Genomic DNA, 20,584 nt, shown 5'->3' with positions numbered 1-20,584 from the left:
GGATGGTGTCCGGATCAGGCGGGCATCGCGGGGCCCGGTGCTCACCCGACCGGACCACCGCCATGGTCCGTTCAGTGAATGAAAGCGACGTCACAGGTCTGTGATCGCCGCATCCGGGCACCTGAACTCCGACTTCACCCTACGGAGAAGGAGTATCGGACATGGCGAAGGACCTCACCCCGAAGTACACGGTGCCGGGCATCGAGCGCAAGGACGCCGGTCGGCTCATCGACGTCCTCCGCCTGCGGCTGCACGCCCTCAACGACCTCCACCTCACGCTGAAGCACGTGCACTGGAACGTGGTGGGCCCGCACTTCATCGCCGTGCACCAGATGATCGACCCGCAGGTCGACAGGGTGCGCGACATGGCGGACGACGTGGCCGAGCGCATCGCCGCGCTCGGCGGAGTCGCGCACGGCACGCCGGGCACTTTGGTCAAGGAGCGGACCTGGGACGACTACTCGATCGGCCGCGAGGACGCCATCGCCCACCTCGGTGCCCTGGACATCGTCTACACCGGTCTGATCGAGGACGTCCGCGCCGCGATCAAGGTCGTCGGGGAGATCGACCCGGCGACGGAGGACCTGCTCATCGAACAGCTGCGGGACCTGGAACAGTTCCAGTGGTTCGTCCGGGCCCATCTCGAGAGCGCCGGCGGCACGCTGGCGACCGGCCGGGCGGACACGGAAGAGGCGGCGGCCAGGGCCGCGAAGGGGTGACGAGAGTCAGGTGAAGGCGCGGGCGGCAGGGTGACGTCGATGGAGGTCGGCGCATCCGGGACGTCGGCGCCGTCCGGGACCTCGGCGCATCCGGGACGGGACGGACGGCGGAAGTAACGACCGAGAGGTGCGGTCGTTCGCCCCGTGCCCGGCAGCACGGCGGCGGACGGCCACACGCCCCTCGACCTCCTCTCGGCCCCGACTCACCGCCCGCCCCACCCCTCGCCTCACCTCCCGTCCTGGAGCGCGTGCCATGAACGTCTCAGTCGTCCTGTTCACCTCCGACCTGCGGCTGCACGACCATCCCGCGCTGCGGGCGGCCGGGGACGGCAACGGGCAGGTCGTGCCCCTGTTCGTCCGGGACCGTGCCGTCGACGCCGCCGGTTTCGCCGTTCCGAACCGGCTGGCGTTCCTCGCCGACTGCCTGGGTGACCTGGACGCCGGGCTGCGGGAGCGAGGCGGGCGGCTGATCGTCCGCTCCGGCGATCTCGTCGAGCAGATGTGCCGGGTGGTGACGCAGGTGGACGCCGACGAAGTGCACATGGCGTCCGAGTTCAGCACATATGCCCACCATCGTGAGGAGCGGCTGCGGCAGTCCCTGGAGGCACAGGGGTGCCGGCTGCACGTCCACGACACGGTGACCACGGTGGTCGCACCGGGCGGCGTGACGCCTTCCGCGTCGGACCACTTCGCCGTCTTCACCCCGTACTTCCGGCAGTGGTCCCGGCAGCATCTTCGCGGTGTCCTCGGCGCTCCGCGCGCGGTGCGGGTACCGCAGGGCGTGGACTCCGAGGCGCTGCCCTCCCGGGCGGATCTGCAAAACCTGTCCCGGGGCCTGGTTCCGGGCGGCGAGTCGGCGGGACGCGAACGACTGTCGGCCTGGCTGCGCAGCGGTGTCGCCGCGTACGAGGACCGGCACGACGATCTGGCCGGTGACGCCACGTCCCGGCTTTCGCCCCACCTGCATTTCGGCACCCTCTCCCCCGTCGAGATCGTGCACCGGGCGCGCCGGGCGGGGGGACCCGGCGCCGAGGCGTTCGTCCGGCAGGTGGCGTGGCGTGACTTCCACCGGCAGGTCCTGGCCGCCCGGCGTGACGCCGCCCGGGCCGACTACCGCACCCGGCACGACGGCTGGCGCTCGGGGCGGGAGGCCGAGGCGGAGGTGGCCGCCTGGAAGGAGGGCCGTACGGGCTACCCCGTGATCGACGCGGCCATGCGTCAACTGCGTCACGAGGGGTGGATGCACAACCGCGCCCGCCTGCTGACCGCGAGCTTCCTGACCAAGACGCTGTACGTCGACTGGCGCGTCGGCGCCCGTCACTTCCTCGATCTGCTGGTCGACGGTGACGTGGCGAACAATCAGCTCAACTGGCAGTGGGTCGCGGGGACCGGCACCGACACCCGTCCCAACCGGGTCCTCAACCCGATCCTCCAGGCGAAGCGCTACGACCCGGACGGCGCCTATGTCCGACGCTGGGTGCCCGAGCTCGCCGGCGTGGCGGGCCCCGCGGTGCACGAACCGTGGAAACTGAGCGGCCTGGACCGGGCAGCGGTCGACTACCCCGACCCGATCGTGGACCTGGCGGCCGGCCTGAACCGCTTCCGCGAAGCCCGCGAGTCCCACCGGGGCGAGTGACCCACCGGTGATCGGGGCTACAGGTCAGCGGCGGAGCCGGCCAGCACGTCCAGTGCCTCCCGCAAGCCGGCGGGCCTGATCATCCCGGCGGCGTGGCGCCCGGCCCAGCCGTTGCCGCCGAGCAGCACCAGGGGCTGCCTGCGGGCGCCCCGGACGCCCCACTGGGTGGCGGCGACATGCCGGGCCAGGGGCAGGCTCGCCGTGGACCGGGCCTGCGCCCACAGGACCACGGCCGCGGGCCCGATACGCCGCACCGCCACCGTGAGCGCCTCGACGGGTACGGCCGCGCCGAACATGCGCGTGGGGACGCCCTGTTCGCTGAGCACGGCGTTCAGGGCCTCCAGAGGAAGGGTGTGCTGTTCTCCGGGCACACAGGCCAGCACGACCGGTCCGGCGCTGCTCCCCCGCCGCGCCGGAGCGAGCGTGGAGCCGCGCAGCACGGTCGACACATGCCACGACAGCAGGTGCTCCACCTCGACGTAACGGTCCCCCGACGAGGCCCACTTGCGGCCCACCGCGTGCAGCGTGGGCACCATGATCTCCTCCCAGGCCACGACGACTCCGTGCCGGGTGACGGCGGCGGCGAGCTGGTCCTGCACGGCGGGTGCGTCGAGCCGTACGGCGGCCCGGGCCAGCCCCCGGCATTCCTGGCGTACGTCGCCGCCCAGCGGCAGTGTGCCGGCCGCGCGCGAGGGAGGTCCTGCCGGAGGCGCGGAGGCAGGGACGCCGCCCTGTCTGGCCACGCGGGCGGCTTCGGCAGGCGGCACCCCGGCCGAGGTGAGACGGCACATCGCCTCCACCACCGCCACGTCCTGCGGGCTCCACCTCCGGTGCCGGCCGCCGCCCCGGCCGGTCGGGCCGATGCCGTAACGGCGGTCCCAGGAGCGCAGGGTCGTGGGCGACACCCCGATCCGGCGGGCCACGGCTCCGGTGGCAAGCGGCGCCTCGGACACCGGCGCCGCGGAACTGGCAGGACTGGCAGAACCGGCAGGACTGGCAGGCCCGGCAGACCCAGCGACGCCGCCCGTGCCCTTGCGGTCCGCGGATCCGTGCATGCCATCCATTATATCGATGCAGAAACGATGCGAGTTGCCTCGCCTCACGCGCCGCACGCACGCTGACGAGACCCGCAAGCCCGACATGTCGCGTCCGTCCGGCAGTGGAGCAAGGAGCCCTCCGATGAGTCCGCAGCAGAGCACCGCCCCGCGTATGCGAGCAGATCGCGAGCCGCGGGATGCCGTCGACGGCCCACTGTGGCTGCCGGACGAGGAGACCTACGGCGACGAGGAACTGGCCCGGGGCCTGGTGGCCGGTGACGAGGCGTGCCTGACCGCCCTGTACCACCGCTGGTCGGCGATGGTGCACTCACTGGCCCGGCGTTCCCTGGGGGACGCCAAGGAGGCCGAGGACGTGACGCAGCTGGTCTTCCTCGGCGTCTGGCGTGGCCGCCACGGCTTCCGGCCCGAGCGCGGCACGCTCGCCGCCTGGATCGTGGGCATCACCAGGCGCAAGATCGCCGACTCGCTCGCCGCGCGGACCCGCCGCAGGGACCTGCTGGCCTCGGCCGGCTCCGCTCTGGTGCCGGCCGACGGCGCCGTCGGCCGGCCCGAGGCCGTCCTGGACCGTGCACTGGTCCGGCACGCGCTCGCCGGACTGCCGGCACCGCAGCAGCGGGTGCTGCGGCTGGCGTACTTCGAGGACCTGACACAGACACAGATCGCCGAGCGCACGGGGTGGCCGCTGGGCACGGTCAAGAGCCATGCCCGGCGCGGAATGCTCCTGCTGCGCGCGTGCCTCCAACCGGAGGCCGTGGGATGAGGACTGAGGGTCCCTTGCCGCCGCCTGACGTGATCGATGCATGAACGCTGCATGTCCGGGCACTGGGGTGCAGTGGGTCCAGGGGCGCCGCAGGGTGCCGAGCACAGCGGCGCCGCCGAGAGCTCGCACTCAGGGCCTCGGCGCCCCGGGGAGAGTCGGCGCTCCTCGGGGCCCTTCTCGGTGCCCCGGGCTGCACGATGGGCGGCGAGCCCGCACTCTGGACAAGGCGGTCGTACGACTCGTACGTCTCGCTGCACGGATCCGCGGTGCACCACTCGGCCGCGCCGAATCGGAAGCGGGCAGGGTGGACGACGAAGAGCAGAAGGCGGCCTGGGACCGGTTCCGTGAGTCGGTGAACATGTCGCCGGCCGAGCTGGAGAAGTGGCTGGACAGTGATCGGTCCCGTGACGCGGGTCAGCATCAGGACGGCGGGGAATCGACCGGTCACGCGTCCGGGCGCAGCATCGTGGAGATTCTGCGGACCGAGAAGGCCGATCTGACGGACGACGACTACCGGCACATGCGCAAGGTCGGCGGCTATGTCAGTCGTCATCTGGCCCAGCGGCCCGACGGCGACGTGACGGACACCCGATGGCGGTACTCACTGATGAACTGGGGTCATGACCCCCTGAAGTGACCCCGGGACGGACGCTCCCGAACGGCTACCGCGCGGGCGGAGGGTTCACACCCGGCTCGGCCCGCATCCGCTCACCCGCTCGTCCACCGGGCCAGCCCCCGCAGCAGGGCGCTGCGCCCGCGGGTGGGCACCGTCCAGAGGGTCTGGCCCCGTACGCCCCACTGTGCCAGCAGGGCGTTGGCGGCCAGGAAGCCGGTGGTGGCCGCGCGTTCCATCAGGGCCACCGGAAGGTCGGTGCGCACCACGTCGCCGGCGACGACCAGGTGCGGGTCCGCGGTGCGCACGGTCGGGCGGTCGAGGTACCCGCCCACCGGGAACAAGGGGCAGTCGTCGCGCCACTCGTGGCGGACGTCGACGATGGTGGCCCCCCGCGTCTCGGGACAGACCTGGTGCAGCTGGTCGACCAGGCGCTTCTCCGCCACGTCCCGGGCGCTCTCGGGTGGCACCGCGTAGGCGTGGAGTTCGACGACGGATCCACCGGTACGGGCCGCCCAGCGGGCGGCCTCGTCCTCCCAGCGCTCCAGGACGCTGATGTTGTCGAGGCATCCGAATCCGCTGGTGCCCAGGAATCCCGGCCGGTGGGACGCGACGGGCCGGTCCAGCCACAGCCGGCTGACCAGGAAGGGCGGGGCGTTGCGCAACCGTGCGATCCCCTCGCGCCATGCCTCGCCGCCCAGTCGGCCGGAGCGGGCGACGAGGCCGCGCAGCCCACCGGGGTCCAGCGCCAGCACCACGCTGTCGTAACGCCGCTCGTCCCGTTCGGTGACGACCTCGTGGCCGCCGCCCCGCGGCGTGATCTGCTCGACCGCGGTGGAGGTGCGGATCTCGGCACCGTGCGAGCGCAGGTACTGGGCCAGCGGATTCCACAGGGCGGCCGGGAAAGGGGCTCGGGGCACGTCGAACAGCAGCCCTTCGGCCGACCCGAGGAAGTAGATGTGGAACATCAGCGCCATCTCGGCGGCCGACAGCTGCCGCGGGTCGGCGAAGAAGCTGCGGGAGAAGACCTCGAACGCCAGGTGGCGGGCCCGGGCGGGGAAGCGGACGGCGTCGAGGAAATCGTGGGCGCTGATGTCGTCGAGACGGGCGTACACCTCGGGGACGCGGACGTCGAGGAGCGGCAGGGCCGCGACCGGGTCGACGGTGCGAAGGTCCCGCAGGCCGAAGCTGGGGCTGAGCGCGACGAAGCCGAGGGCGCTGAGCGGCGGCGTCCTCGGAAGGTGACGGAAGCTGTCGCGCAGACCGCTGCGGTGGAGCAGGGGATAGTCCGGCAGCCCCGTCAGCCGCTCCAGAGCGGGGTCGGTCCGCCGCAACAGGCCCCGCAGGTTGTAGTACTGGCGGAAGAAGGCGTGGAAGCCACGGCTCATGGTGGCCGTGGTGCCGTCCCGCAACACGGTCGGCCGGCCGCCGACCCGCCCGCCGAGGTAAGGCTGACGCTCGTACAGGGTCACGGCGACGCCGCGTTCGGCCAGGGCGGTCGCGGCGGCCAGCCCGGCGATGCCGCCGCCGACGACCGCGGTGCTGGGCGGGGCGCCGCCGACGCGCGCGGCGCCCGGGGCTGCCGGCAGAACCCGGGCTCGCCGGTCGCGCCCCCTGCGAGCGCCGTGGGCACGACGCGGTACGGCGTTCACCGCTCGTCCTGCGCGCGGCGAGCGAGGAAGGTGTGGGTGATCCCCGTCTGCCAGCCCGGCAGGGGCAGGGCCCGTACCTGTTCGAAACCGGCTGCTCGGACGCGCCTGCTGAAGCGGTCCGCGGTGTCGAAGCGCACCACGCTCCGCCACAGGTGGCGGTACAGCTCGCCGTCCCCGAGCACGGTCGCCGCCGGCTGGACCACTCCGCGGCAGACCAGGGTCCAGACCGCCCGGTCACGGCGACGGCCGCTGAGGGTGTACTCGTGCACGCCGAGCCGTCCTCCGGGCTTCAGCAGATCGCGTGCGATGGCGAGTACGGCATCGGGGTCGGAGACGTTGCGGAAGAGGTACGCGGCGAAGACCGCGTCGAACTCTCCGCCGGCCCCGCCGAAACTCTCCACCGGCGTGTGCACGAAGGTCACGCCGTCCGCCCAGGGCTTGGTCACAGCCCGTCGCAGCATGCCCGCGGAGGCGTCCACGGCCGTGATGTCCGCGCCCGGCAGGACCCGGCGGAGCGCGGCGGTCGAGGCGCCCGTGCCGCAGCCGAGATCCAGGATGCGCAGCCCCTCCCCGTGTCCGGGCAGACCGAGCCGGCGCACCGAGCGCCGAAGGTGGGCGTGGTAGCCGGGGTTGGCGGCCACCAGCGTGTCGTAACTGCGGGAGGCGTGGTCGAAGGCGGTGGCGAGGTCTTCGTCGCGCAGCAAGGTCATGTGGGCTCCGGATGCCGGGGGCGGGCTCAGGGAAAGGGACGGCGGGGCAGGCCGGGCAGCTCCAGGGCGGACCGGAGCATCGGGGCGACCGGCGTGCGCAGGCCGATGTGCAGGTCCTCGCGCAGCGTGGTGCGGCCGTCGAGGAAGCGCAGGATCCGTTCCATCGGCACGTGCCCGAACAGGCCGCAGAACAGCGCCGGACCGTCGGCCCGGCCGCTGTCGAGGGCGCGCAGCAGTACCGAGTCCATGGCGCGGGCCCGGGCCGAGTGGGCGGCGGGTGGTACCGGGCGTCGTCCGCGGCGCAGCGCGTCGGCGACGGCCCGGGTCTGACGCTGGATGCCGGAGAACGTGTAGCCGGTGGACGGCCGGGTGGCGCCGCCGGCGGCACCGATACGGAAGACGGACGTCCCGGCCCGCCGCGGCATCGGGGCGTCCGTCATCGGGATGACTCCGGTCTCCGTCGCGGTGATGCGCAGGTCGCCGAGCCGCAGCACGTCGTCGACGTAGTCCCGGAGGGCTTTCTCGTAGCCGTCGGCCGGGCGTGGCCTCGGCGCGAACTCGGTGTACTCCACGAGGGCCTCCTGCGCCCCGATGGGCAGGACGTATCCGAAGGACAGGCCGTCGGAGGGCTGTGCGGTGCGGAAGTCCATGAGGTCCGCGGCGCCGGGCTCGAAGGCCGGCCGGGCCGTGCGGACGAACCAGCCGTGAAACTGCTGGAACAGGGTCGTGCGGGCGGCCGGCAGGCTGCCGAGGGGGCGGGAGTCGAAGACCCAGCGCGCGGTGAGCACCCGGCGTCCTCCCGCGGGGTCGCGCAGATGGACGTGGGCGCCTTCGCGGACTTCCTCCACGGTTTCGACGGTGGCCTCCACACGGCGCACGTTCGGACTGCGCCGCAACTGCCGCGCGACCATCCGTTCGAAGTCGTCCGAGCGGATCATCTTGTACCGCAGCGGAGTGATGTCGCCCTCGACGGGAGCACCTGTGGGCGGGCGTACGCGCAGCCGGCCCCACTCGGCCGTCACGGCCGCGTCGAAACGGCCACGGCCCGGTTCCCAGAAACACCATGTGCGGGGCGGCGGCCGTAGCGGACCCGGCGGCGCCTCCACCAGCACCACGGAGGGCGTACGCATCGCGGTCAGGTGCCCGGACAGCCGGTGGGCCAGGGAGAGTCCGGCGGCCCCCGCCCCGACGACAGCCACGTCCGTCTCCAGCACCGCGGCTCCTTCCGTCCCGCTCCGAGTGTTCGTCGTCCGGTCTTCCCCCGTGTGCGGCCCGACGGATGCAGTCACTCGTACGCGCCGAGATGTTTCCGCCAGGCGGTCCATCGGCAGGGGGCGCGAGCCCGATCCGGGGAATCGGGACCGGGCCGCATCCATGTGCGGCGTACGAGGTGAAGGAGGTCGGTGAGGGAACGACCGCTGCGCCACCACCGGCACGAGAGGAACAGGATGGGTCCCACACCGGCGAAGGATCACCCCACGGCCGGGCCGCCGGCCGTCCCGCACCTGGTCCCCGCGTCGGGAGACGGCCGGGTGCGTGTCGCCCGCGCGTCTTCCGACGCTTCGGACACCGGGGCCGTCCTCCTCCCCGGCGACGCGCTCGACGCCGAAGCGGTGGACGCGGACGTGTCCGCCGCCGTCGCCGGGGTCCTGGAGCACGTCCTGGCCGACCGCGTCGCCCGAGCCGAGGCCCTGGACCCGCTGTTCGCGGAGGATCTGGCCGTGCGGGTCGCGCGCTTCACCCAGGCGGGCGGCAAGCGGGTCCGGCCGCAGCTGATCTGGTGGTCCCTGCGGGCCTGCGGCGGCGGCGAAGGATCCGTCGCCGCCGCACTGCGGATCGGCGCGGCCCTCGAACTGCTCCAGACCTGCGCCCTCGTGCACGACGACGTGATGGACGGATCGGCTCTCCGCCGGGGGCGGCCCGCCCTGCATGCCCAGGTGCGGTCCCAGTACGACGGCTGGGGGCCCGCGACCCGTGCCGCGCGGTTCGGGGAGGCCGCCGGGATCCTCGCCGGCGACCTGGCGCTGGCCTGGGCGGACGACCTGGTGGCCGCGACACCGCTCAGCGACCGGGCGGGGGCCGAGGTGCGGCGGCTGTGGAGCGACATGCGCACGGAGATGGTGGCCGGTCAGTATCTCGACGTCCAAGGCCAGATCACGGCTTCGGGATCCCTGCCTCGGGCCCTGCGCACCGCCTGTCTCAAAAGCGCCCGGTACTCCGTCGAACGGCCCCTGGCGTTCGGCGCGGCTCTGGCCGGCGCGGACGAGGCCACGACGCGGGCGCTGTGCTCGGCGGGTCGCTGCGTCGGCATGGCGTTCCAGCTGCGCGACGACCTGGACGACTTGTACGGCGATCCCCGGTGGACCGGCAAGGTGTCCGGCGGAGACGTCCGCGAGGGCAAACCGACGTATCTGCTCGCGCTGGCACGGGCCCGCGCCGAGGCCGCCGGAGACCGTGATGCCCTCGCGGTGCTGGACCGGTCGCGGGGCGACGCAGGGCTGACCGAGGCAGGGCTCGACGACGTGCGGACCGTGCTGGAGCGCACGGCGGCACGGGCCACGGTAGTGACGAAGATCGACCGTCTGGTGGCACAGGGACTGCGGCATCTCGACGCCGCCCTGCTCGACCCGCACGGCGGAGCGCGCTTGCGCCGGCTGCTGAGTGCGGCGGTCGGCGGGACCACAGCCACAGTTGCCGCTGTCACTGCCGCCACCGCCACTCCCGCCACCGCCACCGCCACCGAGGAGGGCGTGCGATGACCGCCGTCGTGCCCGGAAGGACCGACCACGTGGTGGTCGTGGGCGCCGGACTCGCCGGGCTGTCGGCCACCCTGCATCTGCTGGGCGCGGGGCGCCGCGTCACCGTGGTGGAGCGCGACATGCGTCCCGGCGGCCGTGCCGGACGCCTCGATCTCGGCGGCTATCGGATCGACACCGGCCCGACGGTGCTGACGATGCCCGAACTCGCCGACGAGGCCTTCGCCGCGGTCGGCGACAGTCTCTATGAGCGAGTGGAGCTGATCGCCCTGCATCCGGCCTACCGGGCCTGCTTCGCGGACGGCAGCACGCTCGACGTGCACACCGACGCGGAGGCGATGGCCGCGGAGGTCGAGCGCTTCGCCGGGGCCGACGAGGCGGCGGGCTACCTGCGGCTGCGACGCTGGCTGCGCGACCTCTACCGGGTGCAGATGCGCAGCTTCATCGACGTCGACTTCGACTCACCCCTGAGCCTGCTCCACGCCGACCTGGCCCGGCTGGCCGCCCTCGGCGGTTTCGGCCGGCTGGACGCCCGTATCGGCCGCTTCCTGCGCGACGAGCGGCTGCGCCGGGTCTTCTCCTTCCAGGCCCTGTACGCCGGCGTCCCCCCGGCACGGGCGCTGGCCGCGTACGCCGTCATCGCCTACATGGACACCGTCGCCGGGGTGTACTTCCCCAAGGGCGGCATGCACGCGCTGCCGCGGGCCATGGCGGACGCCGCCGGGGACGCCGGCGCCGAACTGCGGTTCGCGGAGCGGGTGACGAGCTTGGAACGGTCGGGGCAGCGCATCACCGCCGTGATCACCGAGCGGGACCGCATTCCCTGCGACGCGGTGGTCCTCACCCCCGACCTGCCCGTCACCTACCGGCTCCTCGGCCGCCGCCCCCGTCGCCCGGTGCGGCTGCGGCACTCGCCTTCCGCGGTGGTGCTGCACGCGGGGACGGACCGGACGTGGCCGCATCTCGCCCATCACACGCTCTCGTTCGGCGCGGCCTGGCGGGGCACCTTCGACGAACTCACCCGCACGGGACGGCTGATGAGCGATCCCTCGCTGCTCATCACGCGGCCCACCGCCACCGATCCCGGGCTCGCTCCCCCCGGTCGCCATCTGCACTACGTCCTGGCGCCCTGCCCCAACACCGACATCGGGCCCGCGGCAGCCAGCTGGGGCGAGCTCGGTCCGCGCTACCGGGCCTCGCTCCTCGCCGAGCTCGAGCGGCGCGGTCTCGACGGCATCGAGGCCGCGATCGAGGAGGAGTCGCTGGTCACGCCCGCGTCCTGGCACGCCGACGGGCACGCCGCCGGCACCCCCTTCTCCGCGGCCCACACCCTTTTCCAGACCGGGCCGTTCCGACCCCGCAACGTCGTGCGGGGCACCGAGAACGCCCTCCTCGCCGGCTGCGGCACGACACCGGGCGTCGGCGTGCCGACCGTGCTGCTGTCGGGGAAGCTGGCGGCCTCCCGGATCACCGGCCGCCCGCCACGCCGAGCGGTCCGTACCCGGTCGGCCGAGGCGATCCGGGCCACGGCATCCATGTCGGAGATCGCCACGAAGGAGGCTCCGGCATGACCGAGCGCGAACTCGACGCCGCGGGGATCGCCGACCCGGCGCTGCGCCGGGCGTACCGCCACTGCCGCACGCTCAACGCCCGGCACGGCAGGACCTACTTCCTCGCCACCCGGCTGCTGCCCGTCGAACGCAGGCCGGCCGTGCACGCCCTGTACGGCTTCGCCCGCTGGGCCGACGACATCGTCGACACGCTCGACGCGGATGTGTCCGCCGACGGCCGCCTCGCCGCCCTGACAACGCTGCAGCAGAGCCTGGACGACGGGCTGCGCGACGGGCACAGCGTCGAGCCGGTGGTGCTGGCATTGGCCGACACCGCGCGCCGGTACGCCATCGATCACGCGTACTTCCACGACTTCATGGCGGCCATGCGCTCCGATCTGGTGGTGACGGACTACCCCACCTACACCGACCTGCGCCGTTACATGCACGGTTCGGCCGCGGTCATCGGGCTTCAGATGCTGCCGGTGCTCGGCACGGTGGCCCCGCGGGAAGAGGCCGCGCCCCACGCCGCCGCGCTGGGAGTGGCCTTCCAGCTCACCAACTTCCTGCGGGACGTGGGCGAAGATCTCGACCGGGGCCGGGTGTATCTGCCCGGGGATCTGCTCGCCCGGCACGGCGTCGACCGCGAACTGCTGCGCTGGAGCCGGGACACGGGCCGCCAGGACCGCCGAATCGGCGGCGCGCTGCGGGAGTTCGAGGCACTCACGCGCGGTGTGTACCGGGAGGCGGCCCCGGGCATCGAGATGCTCGATCCGGTGGCACGACCGTGCATCAGCACCGCGTTCGTGCTCTACGGCGGGATTCTGGACGCCGTCGCCCGTGACGGCTACGCGGTCCTGCACCGCCGGTCGGTGGTCCCGCGCCGGCGACGGGCCACGGTGGCCGCCGCCGGGCTCGCCCGGGTCGTCGCCGCCCGTCTCCGCGCGGGCGGCGGGCATCGCCACCCCGGCGGACCGGTGCCGCCTCGAACGCCGAAAGCCGCAGCCACAGCCACAGCCACAGCGGCAGCGGCAGCGGCAGCGGCAGCGGCAGCCGACGAACGGAGTGCGGGGGCCGCCCGGACCGCCCAGGGCGCCGGCAGATCCGCATCGGAGGAGGTCGCATGACCCACGACCCGCCGGGCCGGCGCCGCCGGTTCCCGCTGTCCGTACGCCGCCGACCCGTTCCCTGGTCCGGTCAGCGGCCCACGTGGCGCGAGGCCAGGCCCGCGGTGATCGCCGAGGCGCTCAAGCGCGCCCACGCTCGTCCGTCGGGGAACTGGTATGTCGTGGGTGCCTCCAGCGACCTGCGCGCCGACCGTCCGCTGGCCCGGACCGTGGCGGGGCGCGAGGTGGTCGTCTGGCGCGGCGGCGACGGCCGCCCCGTCGGCGGTCCCGGGATGTGCCCCCATCTGGGAGCACCTCTGCGAGACAGCCCCGTGCACTGCGGCACGCTGGTGTGCCACTGGCACGGACTCGCCCTCGACGGCACACCGTACGCGGGCTGGACCCCGTTCCCGGTGCACGACGACGGCGTTCTGACCTGGGTCCGGCTCGACGAGGTGGGCGGGGAACCGCCGCTCGACGCCCCGGTCGTGCCCCGACGGCCCCCGGCCGGCCGTGCGCTGACGGCTGTCCACGTCGGCACCGGGACGTGCGAGCCCGAGGACGTCATGGCCAATCGTCTCGATCCGTGGCACGGGTCGTGGTACCACCCGTACTCGTTCGTCGACTTGGAGGTGGTCAGTACGCCCGATGCGGGTGCGGGTGCGGGTGACGACTGCTTCGTCGTCGATGTCTCCTTCAAGGTGGCCGGGCGGCTGGTCGTGCCCGTCCGGGCGGTCTTCACCGCTCCCGAGCCACGCACGGTCGTCATGCGCATCGATGCCGGGGACGGCGCGGGCTCGGTCGTGGAGACCCATGCGACCCCGCTCGGACCGGACAGGCACGGGCGCCCGCGCACCGCGGTCGTCGAAGCGGTGGTGGCGACGTCCGAGCGCCGGGGGTTCGCGGTCGCCCGCACGGCGGCACCGCTGCTGCGTCCGCTGGTGGCCGCGGCGTCGGGACGCCTGTGGCGCGACGACCTCGCCTACGCGGAGCGGCGTTGGGAGCTGCGCTCGACGGGGCGTTTCCCCGGGTGAGGCGCGGCGAGACATACGGTCCCCGCGCCGCGCGGGTGGGCGCGGTGGCTTCGATGCATGTCAGGTCCATGTGAGACGCGCATGATCAAGATCCCCGATCTTGGGCAAACGGCGGAAGTGATCTTCCCGTGGCCCTATGAGAGGGGGCATGCCGTGACCGCACCCGCGGACCCCACGCCGCCCGCGAACCGCCGGCAGAGGTTCAACCTTCGCTCGACCGCCCTGTTCTTCGTCTTACTCGCGGTGGCCCTGAGCGTCCTGGGTCTCGCCGCCCGCACCGTGGCCGACGCGGTCGAGCAGCGCCCCGCCTGGATGTTCGCCCTGGTCGCCGTGGGCATCGCGGGCTCCACGGGCCTGGGACGCCGATGGCACCTGGCCGGGGCGGCACGCCGGGCCGCGGCGGCGCTCGACGAGGCGGCGAGGAGGGCGGCGGACGAGTTGGAGGCTCCGGTGATTCCCCGTCAGCGCCCGGTCGCCGCCGCCGAGGTCACCGTGGCGTACGACGCGCCGGGTCCCGGAGTCTGCGCCTACGACGCCCTGACCCCTGAGGAGTTCGAGGAGGCGATAGCCGCCCTGTGCGAACGGGACGGCTGCTCCGCCGTAGAGGTCGTAGGAGGCGCGGGCGACCTGGGCGCCGATGTCCTCGCCGTCTCGCCCGAGGGGAGCCGGGTCGTCATCCAGTGCAAGCGCTACGACCCCGCCCACCGGGTCGGCTCCCAGGATCTCCAGCGCTTCGGCGGCACCTGCTTCACCGTCCACGGGGCCGACATGGCCGTACTGGTCACCACGAGCGACTTCACGACACCGGCGCTGGAATACGCCGAGCAGTGCGGGATCGTGTGCGTGGACGGCGAGACCCTCCGGGCCTGGACGGACGGCACCGGTCCCCGGCCGTGGGAGGCAGCCGCGCAGGCTTGAACCACCGGGGTGCGGGCGCAAATGGTCGCCCCCGATCCACGGGCGCATGATGAAGGCATGAGCGACCGCGACGATTTCCTGACGTGGGTCAGGACCGCTCTTCACGACGCGGAGGTCGCCCTGCACAACGGCGACGCCGCGCCCCGCCAGGCGATCTGGTCGCGCAGGGAGCCCGTCAGCGTCATGGGGGCGTGGCGCAGCGCCCATGGCCGGCGGGAGCTGGACGAGCTCTTCGCCGGCCTCGGCAGGACCTTCTCCGACTGCACGTCGTACGTGTTCGAGCTGGTGGCGTACGACGTCGCGGGAGACATGGCCTACACGACCGGCCTCGAACACACCTCCGCCAGCGTCGACGGAGAACCGCGCACCTACACCTTGCGGGCGACCCAGGTGTACCGCCGCGAGGACGGTGAGTGGCGGGTGGCCCATCGTCATGGCGACACGGTCACGGAATGAGGGGGGCGCGGCCACGATCGTCCCTGGCACGGCGGACCGCCGGTGGCGAGGACGTCGTCGTCGCGAGCGGGTTCAGTCCCTGGGCACGCGCAAGGCCAGCAGAGCGACGTCGTCGTCGTTGTCGACCGGGCGGACGCGACTCAGGAGCTGGTCGGTGAAGGAGGCGAGGGGGCGGTGGGCGAGGGCGGCGGCGTGCCGGCGCAACCGGCTCAGTCCCGTGTCGATGGTGTCGCCGGGTGACTCGATGAGGCCGTCGGTGTACAGCACCAGGGTGGATCCGGGCGGGAGCAGCGCGGTGGCGTCGGGCCGCCCACTGTCCGTCTGGCTGCCGAGCAGGATGCCGTGGCCGTCCGTGAGGTAGCTTGCCAGGCCGTCCCGACTGATCAGCAGGGGTGGAGGGTGGCCCGCGTTGGTCCAGGACAGCCGCCAGTCGCCGGTCTCGGCCGGTTCTATTCTGGCGAAGATCATGGTGGCCATGGTGACGTCGGTGATGTGCTGCATCGCCTCGTCGAGCCGTTCCACGATCCGGCTGGGCGGGTCGTGCTGGGACCAGGCGTAGGCGCGGAGCATGTTGCGCACCTGCGCCATGCCGGCTGCCGCCTCGAGGTCGTGGCCGACGACGTCTCCGATGGCCAGGGCGGTGGAGGCGTCCGACAGGGGGAAGGCGTCGTACCAGTCGCCGCCGACCTGTGAGGCGTCGGGGGCGGGCAGGTAGCGGACGGTCAACTGAAGGCCCGGGACGCCCGGCATCTGCGGCAGCAGATGGTTCTGCATGGTCTCGGCGACCTTGCGCTGGCGCTGGTAGAGGCGGGCGTTGTCCAGGGCGAGGCCCGCCCGGCGCGCGATGTCCTCGATCAGAGGCAGGTCCGTGTGTGTGAAGGCGGCCGGGTTCTCGCCGCGGCCCAGCGTGAGCGCACCCAGGACGGCGCGGGTGCTGCGGATGGGGGCGATGGCCGCGGAGTGCATCCCCGTGGCGTCGAACAGGCGGCGCTGTTCGACGGCGATACCGGAGTCCGGCGGCCCCTGGTAGGTCTGTGGACCGGCGATGGTGGACGCGACCCCGCGCAGGGCTCTGGACAGGGGCATCGGGGATTCCTCGGGGATGGGCGGCATCGGTCCCTGGAGGTCCTCGTGATGCACGAGCGTGTCGCCGTCGGCGTGGGCCACGACGGTACGCCACACCTCGTCGCGCTCGGTGATCAGGTCGACGACCGCCCAGTCCGCCAGCCGGGGCACGACCAGGGTGACCAGCCTGGCCAGCGCCTCGTCGACGTCGAGGGTGGAGGTCAGCTGCGCGGTGGTCTCGGCCAGCAGAGCCAGCCGGTGCAGTTCGGACAGCGGCTGAGCCGTCGGTTCCTCCTGCTCAGCGGGCTCCTCCGGGTGGCCGGGGGTATGGAAGACGACGAGCGTGCCCGGTTGGTCGTCGCCCATGTCGTACGGGGTGATCATCCAGGAGATGCGCAGCACGGAGCCGTCGGCGTGTGCGAAGTAGTCCTCGTCGGCCTGGGCCGTGCGTCCGGCGTGGAACGCTTGCCGCATGGAGCAGCGGGTCCTCGGCAGCGGTTCTCCCAGTGGACCGCGATGCAGCAGGTCGTGCGCGTCGTGACCGAGGAGTTCACCGGCGGGGCGGCCCAGCAGGCGTTCGGCGTGGGCGTTGACGGCGAGGATGCAGCCCTGTTCGTCCACGATGTAGGCGCCGGTGCCGATGGGCTCCAGCGCACCGGACAACCGCGGGGACACCGTCGGCCGGAACGGCCCGTGGACGGTCCCCGTACGTTCTGCTCCCGCCATCGCGGCCACCTCCCCTTCCCGGCCGGCGCCCCGCTCGCCGGTGTGCCCTGTCTGTCCGTCCTCCCTGTATGCCCAAGCATGCGGGAATTCCACGTCCTGCCAAGGCTTCACTCGGCTTCACTCCCGGATCAGCTGTCACAGGCTTGCCGCCCGAGTACGGGGCACGAGCCGGCCAGCACCGAAAGGAGCGCGGTCCGCCGCGCACCGCCTCGTGCCCCACTCGACGGGTCGCCGGTGCCGTTTCGCCGGTGGACGATGGAGGCGGGTTCCGAAGGGGGTCCGAAGGGGGGTCTTCGCGGGAGACGCCGGTGGCTGACACAGACGTACTGATCGTGGGCGCGGGACCGGTCGGGCTGACCGCGGCGGCAGAGCTGCGGCGGCAGGGCGTCGCCTGCCGGCTGATCGACCGGCTTCCGGCCCGGCTGCCGTACGCCAAGGCCGTGGGCGTCCAGCCGCGGACGCTGGAGATCTGGGACCGGATGGGCATGGTGCGCGCCGCTCTGGAGGTGGCCGTGCCGCTGCGTGGGCAGCTGATGTACGCCGACGGGGTCGAACAGGCGCGGTTCGAGCTGCGGCTGCCGCCGGAGGTCCCGTACGGCTTCGCCGCCCTGCCCCAGTACGAGACGGAACGGATCATCGAGGAGCATCTCGCGCGTTTCGGCACCGGCATCGAGCGGGGCACGGAACTGGTGGGGTTCACGCAGGACGAGGGCGGGGTCGTCAGCCGGATCGTCACGGCGTCCGGTGCCCAGCAGGAGCTGCGCTCCCGCTTCCTGGTCGGCTGCGACGGGGCGCACAGCGGCGTCCGCAAGGGGCTGGGGCTCACCTTCGAAGGGGGTGCCTTTCCCGAGGAGTACATGCTCGCCGACGTGGAGGTGGACTGGGGCCTTCCGGAGGGTTACGGCCTGCGCGCCATGCACCATGACGGGGACGGCCGTGTCGACGACGTCCTGGTCTGTGTCCCGTTGCCCGGTGACCGCCGTTACCGCATGTCGATGATGGTGCCGCCCGAGTTGTCCGCGAGGGACGCGGGGGCCGGGCCGGGCGAGGTGGCCCACGGCCTGGAGGGCGGGCGTGCGCCCCGGATCGAGCACATCCAGGCGGTTCTGGACCGGCTCTCCCCCGAGCCGACCACCGCGTCCGCCATGCGCTGGTCGTCGGTGTTCCGCATCAGTCACCGCCTGGTCGACCGGTACTCCGTCGGACGGGTCTTCGTCGCCGGGGACGCCGCGCACATCCACCCGCCCACCGGCGCCCAGGGCATGAACACGGGCATCCAGGACGCCTACAACCTCGCCTGGAAGCTGGCGTCGGCGGTGGAGGCAGGCGCCGGTCCCCGGCTTCTCGACAGCTACGACGCCGAGCGCCGGCCCGTCGGCGCGGAGGTGGTGGGGCGCACGGTCCGGCACGCCACCGAGGGCATACGGGCCGGGCCGGACGACATGACCACGGTGATGCTGCGCGAGGCACAGCTGCTCGTCGCCTACCCCGGCAGTCCCCTGGTTTCGGCAGACGGCGCCGGGCGCGGGGACGGCGACCCGGGCGGCTCTTTTGGTCCGCGCCCCGGCGAGCGGGCCCCCGACTGCCGCGGCCTCACCGCCGGCGTGGCCGCGGCACCGCTGCGCCTCTACGACCTGCTGCGCGACCGCGGGCACGTCCTGGTGCTCTACGCCGACTCGCCCGACGCGGTCACCGCCTGCCGTGAGATCGCCGCGGCCGTGCACCGGATCGCCGGCGACAAGGTGGCCGCGTTCGTCATCGCCGCCCACGAGGACACGGCGCGAAAGGCCAGGGCACTGGCCGACGCCTGGCACCTGCCCGTCTTCCTGGACGGTGCGGCGGAGTGCCGGCGGCTGTACGGCCTCGGGGCCGCGACCGCGCTCCTCGTGCGACCGGACGGATACCTCGCGGCCCGGCTGTCCCCCCTCACCACCCCGGAAGCGGTGGCCGCGCTGTCCGACGTTCTCGGACGTGTCTTCGACCTTCCTTCCGAGCCACCCGGAAATGTACCTCGCGAACCGGCATTTGGGGACGTGGCCGAATAGGCCGGCATATATGGGCCGCCGTGGAGCGTGGTGTAACACGGCGGCTATTACGAGGCGCTGAATCGGTCAGAAACAGGCCATGGGCCGAGGCCGGATCCCGCCGCCCGGTTCGGGCCTTCCGACAATGCAGCGCGTCAATGCGGCGCGTCAGATTGGATGCCCCGTGAACGACATCGGTCCGGCTTCCGGATACCCGACCTACGACCAGCCGCCGGGGCCCGAGCGCTCCGCCCGCAACGAGGCCACCACTCGTAGAGCGGCCCTTGCCATCTGCACGATCGCTGATATCGCGGCCGGCTTCCTCGGGCTGTGGGTCCTGCTCCATCTGCTCGACGCGAACCAGGCCAATCCATTCGTCGAGTTCGTACACGCGGTGGCTGACTGGCTTTCCGGATGGGCACAGGATATTTTCACCATGGACACAGAATCCCTGCGCGTCGTTCTCAATTACGGTCTCCCGGCCGCCCTCTATCTGCTGATCGGCCACGGAATCGCGGCCCGTCTCAACCGGGCCTGATGGCATTACGGCCGGCGAATTCGAGCGCCGCGAGGACCGAGTCGTGCACATCCCCGACCGGGCGGGCCCGGTCGGGGATTTCACTCTCCGGGGGCTTTTTCACCGGAGCGGGCCGCCGCCTCCTGCGGGCCGGCCGCCCGCTCCCGCAGGGCCTGGTACACCGACCACAGCACGGCCACCAGCGGCACGGCCACCACTGCGCCGATCACCCCTGCCGCGACCGCCCCGCCGACGACCGCCAGCGCGACCACGACCGGGTGCAGACGGACCGCCCAGCTCATCACGATGGGGTGCAGCAGGTGGCCCTCGATCTGGCCGATGATCACGATCAGGGCGACCACCAGCAGGGCGATCAGCGGTCCCTTCGTCGCCAGCGCCACGACGGCCGCGACCGCCAGCGCGATCGGTGAGCCGATCAGCGGGATGAAGGCGGCCAGGAATTCGAGCAGCGCCAACGGCATGGCGAGGGGGACGCCCAGCGCGAACAGCGCGATGCCGACGAGGACCGCGTTGGTCGCCGCCACGAGCAGGATGCCGTGTGTGTAGCCGGTGAAGGTCCGCCAGGCCGCCTCGCCCGCGACGGCGAACCGTTCACGGGCCGGCGTCGAGAGCTGGTCGCACAGCCAGCGCCACTGCCGCTCGCCGGAGTAGGTGAAGAAGACCGCGCAGAACAGGGCCAGCGCCAGCACAGTCAGCACTTCCAGCAGCCGACTCGCGCCGCTGAGGGCCTCGCTGATGACGGTGGAGCGATGGCTCGACAGGAGCTTGCCGATGCGGGACTGGAGATCGGCGAACGTGTCGGCGGGCAGCCGGAAGGGAGGGTCCTCCAGCCGGCGCTCGATCCGGTCGATGCCCGCCACGAACTCCCGCTGCAACCCTCTGCGCTGATCCGCCACGACCTCGCCGACCAGGGCCAGCACCCCGAGGACCAGGACGGTGCCGCCGATGAGCGCGGTCGCGACCGCGAGGGGCCGGGGCATGACGCGGGCGATGAGGCCGGCCACGGGGCGGAGCACCGCGGCGACGACCAGACCGAGGAAGACGGCGACCGCGATCCGGTGGAACTGCCCCAGGACGGAGAAGGCGGCCTGGACGACGATGCCGATCGCGATGATCCGCCATGCGTACGCGGCAGCGGTCCGCAGCGCGCCCGGCACACGCGCCTCCGCGCCGCTCAGGCGTCCGAGCGGCGAGGCGGGCGGATCGGGGGGCGTGGACATCTCATGCCCGTACCACCCACCGACCGCCGACCCGCGCGCACGG

At 72.9% G+C, this 20,584-nt stretch carries 18 protein-coding genes; 12 read left to right on the top strand and 6 right to left on the bottom strand.

Translation table 11 applies throughout. From position 1 onward, the window contains the following. Positions 1–161: 161 nt before the first annotated feature. Both ACHBTE_RS23035 and ACHBTE_RS23030 read left to right on the top strand, forming a co-directional pair. Positions 162–719 carry a Dps family protein gene (locus tag ACHBTE_RS23035; RefSeq protein WP_394725917.1) on the top strand — a complete coding sequence of 186 codons (558 nt, stop codon included), beginning with the start codon at positions 162–164 and terminating at the stop codon, positions 717–719. A 253-nt stretch (positions 720–972) separates the two neighbouring features. Then, positions 973–2,355, top strand: coding sequence for a cryptochrome/photolyase family protein (locus ACHBTE_RS23030; protein WP_394725916.1), 1,383 nt, complete (start codon positions 973–975; stop codon positions 2,353–2,355). 17 nt (positions 2,356–2,372) lie between these two features. Here ACHBTE_RS23030 and ACHBTE_RS23025 read toward each other — a convergent pair whose 3' ends face one another. Then, the gene (locus tag ACHBTE_RS23025; protein ID WP_394725915.1) at positions 2,373–3,308 is read right to left on the bottom strand and encodes a MerR family transcriptional regulator; all 936 of its coding nucleotides are present in this window, start codon (positions 3,306–3,308) and stop codon (positions 2,373–2,375) included. Positions 3,309–3,534: 226 nt separating this feature from the next. On the opposite strand from ACHBTE_RS23025, the gene ACHBTE_RS23020 reads away from it, so the two are divergent. Continuing rightward, the gene (locus ACHBTE_RS23020; protein ID WP_394725914.1) at positions 3,535–4,173 is read left to right on the top strand and encodes a sigma-70 family RNA polymerase sigma factor; all 639 of its coding nucleotides are present in this window, start codon (positions 3,535–3,537) and stop codon (positions 4,171–4,173) included. Positions 4,174–4,477: 304 nt separating this feature from the next. Further along, complete coding sequence (locus ACHBTE_RS23015; RefSeq protein ID WP_394725913.1) at positions 4,478–4,810, top strand: DUF3140 domain-containing protein; 333 nt, start codon at positions 4,478–4,480, stop codon at positions 4,808–4,810. Between the two features lie 71 nt (positions 4,811–4,881). Here the strand turns inward: ACHBTE_RS23015 and ACHBTE_RS23010 are convergent, their stop codons facing one another. From ACHBTE_RS23010 to ACHBTE_RS23000, 3 genes are read right to left on the bottom strand one after another with little or no spacing between them, the layout of a single operon-like run. Next, entirely contained in the window at positions 4,882–6,438 is a 1,557-nt protein-coding gene (locus ACHBTE_RS23010; protein WP_394725912.1) for an FAD-dependent oxidoreductase, read from the bottom strand. Then, positions 6,435–7,148, bottom strand: a complete 714-nt coding sequence (locus tag ACHBTE_RS23005) for a methyltransferase domain-containing protein (protein WP_394725911.1) — start codon at positions 7,146–7,148, stop codon at positions 6,435–6,437. Before ACHBTE_RS23005 ends, ACHBTE_RS23010 begins: the two co-directional genes overlap by 4 nt. A 26-nt stretch (positions 7,149–7,174) precedes the next feature. Beyond that, positions 7,175–8,362: a lycopene cyclase family protein gene (locus ACHBTE_RS23000; RefSeq protein ID WP_394725910.1), complete on the bottom strand. Its 1,188-nt coding sequence runs from the start codon at positions 8,360–8,362 to the stop codon at positions 7,175–7,177. A gap of 234 nt (positions 8,363–8,596) precedes the next feature. Here ACHBTE_RS23000 and ACHBTE_RS22995 point away from each other — a divergent pair, with 234 nt between their 5' ends. The 6 genes from ACHBTE_RS22995 (at position 8,597) to ACHBTE_RS22970 (ending at position 14,968) form a co-directional block, all read left to right on the top strand. Next, complete coding sequence (locus ACHBTE_RS22995; RefSeq protein ID WP_394725909.1) at positions 8,597–9,907, top strand: polyprenyl synthetase family protein; 1,311 nt, start codon at positions 8,597–8,599, stop codon at positions 9,905–9,907. Further along, complete coding sequence (gene crtI, locus ACHBTE_RS22990; protein ID WP_394725908.1) at positions 9,904–11,475, top strand: phytoene desaturase family protein; 1,572 nt, start codon at positions 9,904–9,906, stop codon at positions 11,473–11,475. The genes ACHBTE_RS22995 and crtI overlap by 4 nt, the downstream gene beginning before the upstream one ends. Then, entirely contained in the window at positions 11,472–12,581 is a 1,110-nt protein-coding gene (locus ACHBTE_RS22985) for a phytoene/squalene synthase family protein (protein WP_394725907.1), read from the top strand. Before crtI ends, ACHBTE_RS22985 begins: the two co-directional genes overlap by 4 nt. Continuing rightward, positions 12,578–13,594 (top strand): DUF5914 domain-containing protein, encoded by a 1,017-nt coding sequence (locus ACHBTE_RS22980; protein WP_394725906.1) that lies wholly within the window; start codon positions 12,578–12,580, stop codon positions 13,592–13,594. The genes ACHBTE_RS22985 and ACHBTE_RS22980 overlap by 4 nt, the downstream gene beginning before the upstream one ends. 153 nt (positions 13,595–13,747) lie before the next feature. Further along, a complete protein-coding gene (locus tag ACHBTE_RS22975; RefSeq protein ID WP_394725905.1) occupies positions 13,748–14,512 on the top strand; it encodes a restriction endonuclease in 765 nt (254 codons plus the stop codon). A gap of 57 nt (positions 14,513–14,569) precedes the next feature. Continuing rightward, entirely contained in the window at positions 14,570–14,968 is a 399-nt protein-coding gene (locus ACHBTE_RS22970) for a nuclear transport factor 2 family protein (protein ID WP_394725904.1), read from the top strand. A 72-nt stretch (positions 14,969–15,040) separates the two neighbouring features. Here the strand turns inward: ACHBTE_RS22970 and ACHBTE_RS22965 are convergent, their stop codons facing one another. Beyond that, positions 15,041–16,759 carry a SpoIIE family protein phosphatase gene (locus tag ACHBTE_RS22965; protein WP_394725903.1) on the bottom strand — a complete coding sequence of 573 codons (1,719 nt, stop codon included), beginning with the start codon at positions 16,757–16,759 and terminating at the stop codon, positions 15,041–15,043. 308 nt (positions 16,760–17,067) lie between these two features. On the opposite strand from ACHBTE_RS22965, the gene ACHBTE_RS22960 reads away from it, so the two are divergent. After that, the gene (locus ACHBTE_RS22960; RefSeq protein WP_394725902.1) at positions 17,068–18,804 is read left to right on the top strand and encodes an FAD-dependent monooxygenase; all 1,737 of its coding nucleotides are present in this window, start codon (positions 17,068–17,070) and stop codon (positions 18,802–18,804) included. Between the two features lie 163 nt (positions 18,805–18,967). After that, a complete protein-coding gene (locus tag ACHBTE_RS22955) occupies positions 18,968–19,321 on the top strand; it encodes a hypothetical protein (RefSeq protein WP_394725901.1) in 354 nt (117 codons plus the stop codon). An 80-nt stretch (positions 19,322–19,401) separates the two neighbouring features. On the opposite strand, the gene ACHBTE_RS22950 is transcribed toward ACHBTE_RS22955, so the two are convergent. Next, a complete protein-coding gene (locus ACHBTE_RS22950) occupies positions 19,402–20,541 on the bottom strand; it encodes an AI-2E family transporter (RefSeq protein WP_394725900.1) in 1,140 nt (379 codons plus the stop codon). Between the last annotated feature and the right edge of the window lie 43 nt (positions 20,542–20,584).

It is taken from the genome of Streptomyces sp. M41, assembly GCF_043673425.1.
In the GTDB taxonomy this organism is placed as follows: Bacteria; Actinomycetota; Actinomycetes; order Streptomycetales; family Streptomycetaceae; genus Streptomyces.
The sequence above is the reverse complement of the archived record's forward strand: the minus strand, read 5'-3'. Positions and strand labels throughout refer to the sequence as shown.

Bases quoted from the DNA above. Each gene is read 5' to 3' on its own strand.
- ACHBTE_RS23035 (WP_394725917.1), top strand. From the start codon at position 162: ATGGCGAAGGACCTCACCCCGAAGTACACGGTGCCGGGCATCGAGCGC.
- ACHBTE_RS23030 (WP_394725916.1), top strand. From the start codon at position 973: ATGAACGTCTCAGTCGTCCTGTTCACCTCCGACCTGCGGCTGCACGAC.
- ACHBTE_RS23020 (WP_394725914.1), top strand. From the start codon at position 3,535: ATGAGTCCGCAGCAGAGCACCGCCCCGCGTATGCGAGCAGATCGCGAG.
- ACHBTE_RS23005 (WP_394725911.1), bottom strand. From the start codon at position 7,148: ATGACCTTGCTGCGCGACGAAGACCTCGCCACCGCCTTCGACCACGCC.
- ACHBTE_RS22995 (WP_394725909.1), top strand. From the start codon at position 8,597: ATGGGTCCCACACCGGCGAAGGATCACCCCACGGCCGGGCCGCCGGCC.
- crtI (WP_394725908.1), top strand. From the start codon at position 9,904: ATGACCGCCGTCGTGCCCGGAAGGACCGACCACGTGGTGGTCGTGGGC.
- ACHBTE_RS22985 (WP_394725907.1), top strand. From the start codon at position 11,472: ATGACCGAGCGCGAACTCGACGCCGCGGGGATCGCCGACCCGGCGCTG.
- ACHBTE_RS22980 (WP_394725906.1), top strand. From the start codon at position 12,578: ATGACCCACGACCCGCCGGGCCGGCGCCGCCGGTTCCCGCTGTCCGTA.
- ACHBTE_RS22970 (WP_394725904.1), top strand. From the start codon at position 14,570: ATGAGCGACCGCGACGATTTCCTGACGTGGGTCAGGACCGCTCTTCAC.
- ACHBTE_RS22965 (WP_394725903.1), bottom strand. From the start codon at position 16,759: ATGGCGGGAGCAGAACGTACGGGGACCGTCCACGGGCCGTTCCGGCCG.
- ACHBTE_RS22950 (WP_394725900.1), bottom strand. From the start codon at position 20,541: ATGTCCACGCCCCCCGATCCGCCCGCCTCGCCGCTCGGACGCCTGAGC.